Annotated in this window: 2 protein-coding genes and 1 pseudogene; all 3 read right to left on the bottom strand. The window is 74.0% G+C overall.

Annotation, left to right across the window (positions count from 1 at the left end):
- Positions 1 to 408 precede the first annotated feature (408 nt).
- A complete protein-coding gene (locus tag C5N14_RS22595) occupies positions 409 to 1140 on the bottom strand; it encodes a hypothetical protein (RefSeq protein WP_117670389.1) in 732 nt (243 codons plus the stop codon).
- 197 nt (positions 1141 to 1337) lie between these two features.
- Entirely contained in the window at positions 1338 to 2519 is a 1182-nt protein-coding gene (locus tag C5N14_RS22590; protein WP_243639925.1) for a DUF3626 domain-containing protein, read from the bottom strand.
- A 111-nt stretch (positions 2520 to 2630) separates the two neighbouring features.
- Positions 2631 to 3073: pseudogene (locus C5N14_RS22585) on the bottom strand (transcription termination factor Rho); the annotation flags it as partial.

Here is a 3073-nt window from a genome sequence, read left to right as displayed (position 1 = left end):
GGGCACCACGTCAAGGCGCCCAAGAAGATCAAAAGGGGGGAAGGTCGCGCACCGGGGGTGCCGGTGGCGGGTCCAGGTGTAACGACCGGCGGCCGGCCCGCATTCCGTCCCCGAGATCCAGGGGGTGGGGCGCGGCCCTACTCGATCGTCCGCCATGTGTAACCGCCCCGGCCCGGCCGGTGTTCCGCCACCCGGATGCCGGCCGTCACACCCATGCGGCGCGGCGAACCGGACATCCGGCACCGGTTGGTCCAGGCGGGTCGGGACCGGGCAGGCGAGCCGACGCCGGGTCCCGACGAGCGGGGGCATCCGGGTCACTCGTACCCGCGATGCCACTGACCGGACGCCGGTCGGGAAAGGCCCCGGCCGGCCCCGCACGGGGCCGGCCGGGGCCGGGTCAGGATTGCGTCACCAGAGCTGCTGGACGACGTCCGCGGCCTGGTCCTCCCACTGCGCGTACGCGTACGGGTACGCCGACACCTGCACCGTCTGCGCGGCGGCGGTCAGCGGCAGTTCCTGCCAGCCGCCCACGTTCTTGAGGGCGTTGAAGAACGCCTTGGAGGCGTAGTCGGGATCGGTGATCTCGTCGGGCGAGCCCCAACCCGACGACGGGCGCTGCTGGAACAGGCCCTGCGAGTCGTGGTCGTTGTACGCCCCCAGGTGGCCGAGGTTGTACAGCTTCGACTCCTGCAACGAGGTGGCCACACCGATCACCGCGCCCCGCTCGCCGACGCCGGTCTCCTTGGCGGCCTTGATGATCGCGTCGGCGTTCTCGAGCTGTGCGTCGTCGAGGGGGATGCGCGACTGGGCGCCCTCGACGCCGTGCGGGACCAGTTCGTCCCGGTTCGGCTTCTCGGCCGACGTGGTCCTGCTGACGCTCTCGCCGGTGGTCAGCGCGGATTCGGCGACAGCGCCCTCGCGGCTCTTGCCGGTGGCCAGGTCGATCGCGGCCACCGCACCGGCGTGCGGGCCGGCGGTGACCGGGGCGGCGACGGCCGTGGGGCCGAACGCCAGGCCGCCGAGGACGGCGATGCCGGCGATGCTCAGGAGGGTCCTGCGGTTCGGGGTTCTCGCGATGGTCGGGATCCGGTCGGTGGTCTTCGCGATGGCCGGGAGCCATCGAGTGAAGTCAGCCTTCACGATGGTTGCCCTTTCGATCGTTGCGACGCGCTCCGGGTTGAGCGCCCCTCGGGGGAAAGGCTCCACCGGCGGTTTACCGGCAGGCGGTACAGGGGACACAACCAGCTTGGCGTGTCCGTCATTCCGGATATGCACGGCAGCAGGCCCAGACTGCGACCGTGGTCACCGCCACCAACGGTCGGCGGTGACAGGAACGCTCAACGGACGCGGGGCGTACCAAACCGGACGAGCACGTGCCAGAGCTGCTTGAGGTGCTGGCCGGTGACCGGCAGCGAGCCCCGCCCCGCCCACCGGTCCGGTTCGGTGGCCACGGAACCGGCGGCCCGGCCGACCAGCGCCGCGTCGACCGGCTCGCCGGGCCGGGCCAACTCGGCGTGGATCCGGGCCGCCACCAGGGGAATGTCCGGCCCACGGAACTCCGGGTCGATCCCGTCGACCGGCAGCTCGAACCCGGCGTGCCAACGCAGCGCCCACCCGTGCCGGGCGGCCAGGTCGGTCAGGAGCCGTCCCACCTCGGTGCCGTCGAACGAGGGGTCGAGCACCAGAGCGTCGACGTCCCGGCTGAGGCTGATCTCCCCGTGGATCTGCGCCTCGACGTAGTCGTCCAAGGCCCGGGCGGCCGGGCCGGGGCGCCAGGGGTCCCGGCCCGGCCGCCGGAACAGGGTCCGGGCCAGGGTGGCGGTGTCCATCCCGGCGACGCCGAGGGCTACCCCCGTGCCGGCGGTGGCGTCGAAGAGGGCGGCGAGGACCGGTTCGGGCACCTCGACGGTGCCGAACCGGGTCGGCCCGAGGTGGCTGTCGCCGAAGCAGAGCGTGGTCCGGGCGAGAACCTCAGGCCGCAACCGCAGATGGCAGGAGCCGAACCGGGGGCAGGCGCCGTCGGGGTGGTCGAGCAGGTTCAGCCCGCCGTACCGGGGACGGTCGCGCGGGGGCACGCCCGGGGTCTGGTAGGCGTCGCCGAACAGCGCCTCCTCCCAGCGGTCCCGGTCCCCACCCGGGTACGCGGTGAGGCCGCCGTTGGAGATTCCCGTCTCGAACTGGTTGCGGTAGCTGCCCTCCGCGGCCAGCGCGGCGGCCACCGTCCGCCCGTCGGCGAGCACCCGGTCGGGGTGGAAGTTGATGGTGAGCCGGCCCCGCGCGGCGACCGCGGCCACCAACTTCTCCGGGTGGTGGTGGACACCGGCCCCGGCCAGGTGCCGGGCGATCACGGCGAGGGCGGCGGAGCGATCACGGAGCGCGGTCCGGCGCACATGGGCCAGCGCCGCCGCCTGCGCCGGGGTCGGCGCGCGGAGCGGCCAGGCGGCCCGGGCCGGAGTCGGCACGGGCATCGGCGCGGCGGCCCGGTCGGAGGTCGACAGATCACGATCGGCGGCAGGCACGGGCCCGAGTTTGCCCGCTCGGGGGCGCGTGCCCGTACCGGTTTTCCCGCGACGGTCAGGCGTCGCGGTACCGCTGGGTGCCGAAGCCGTCGAGCCCGTACGCTCGTTCGGTCAGGCCAGCCGGGTGAGGAACCGGCGGTTGTCCGGGGTGGCCCGCAGTTCGCCCAGCAGGCGGGCGAGGGCGGCCTGGCGGTCCAGGGTGGACAGCGCGGCCCGCAGCCCGCGCAGCCGGGTCAGTTCGGCGGGCGGGACGAGCAGTTCCTCCCGCCGGGTGCCGGAGGGCCGGATGTCGACGGCCGGGTACGTGCGCCGGTCGGCCGATGCCCGGTCCAGCCGCAGCTCGGCATTGCCGGTGCTCTTGAGTTCCTCGTGGATCAGCGTGTCGGCCGCCGATCCGGTGTCGACCAGCGCCGAGGCGACGACGGTGAGCGAGCCGCCGTCCTCGATGTTGCGGGCGGCTGCGAGGAGCAGCTTCGGCGGGGCGAGCGCGGCGACGTCCACTCCCCCGCTGAGGGTCCGTCCGCCCGAGCGAGTCGCCAGGTTGTACGACCGGG

This window comes from Micromonospora sp. MW-13 (assembly GCF_003434305.1).
GTDB lineage: Bacteria > Actinomycetota > Actinomycetes > Mycobacteriales > Micromonosporaceae > Micromonospora.
This window is presented reverse-complemented; position numbering and strand designations above follow the sequence as displayed.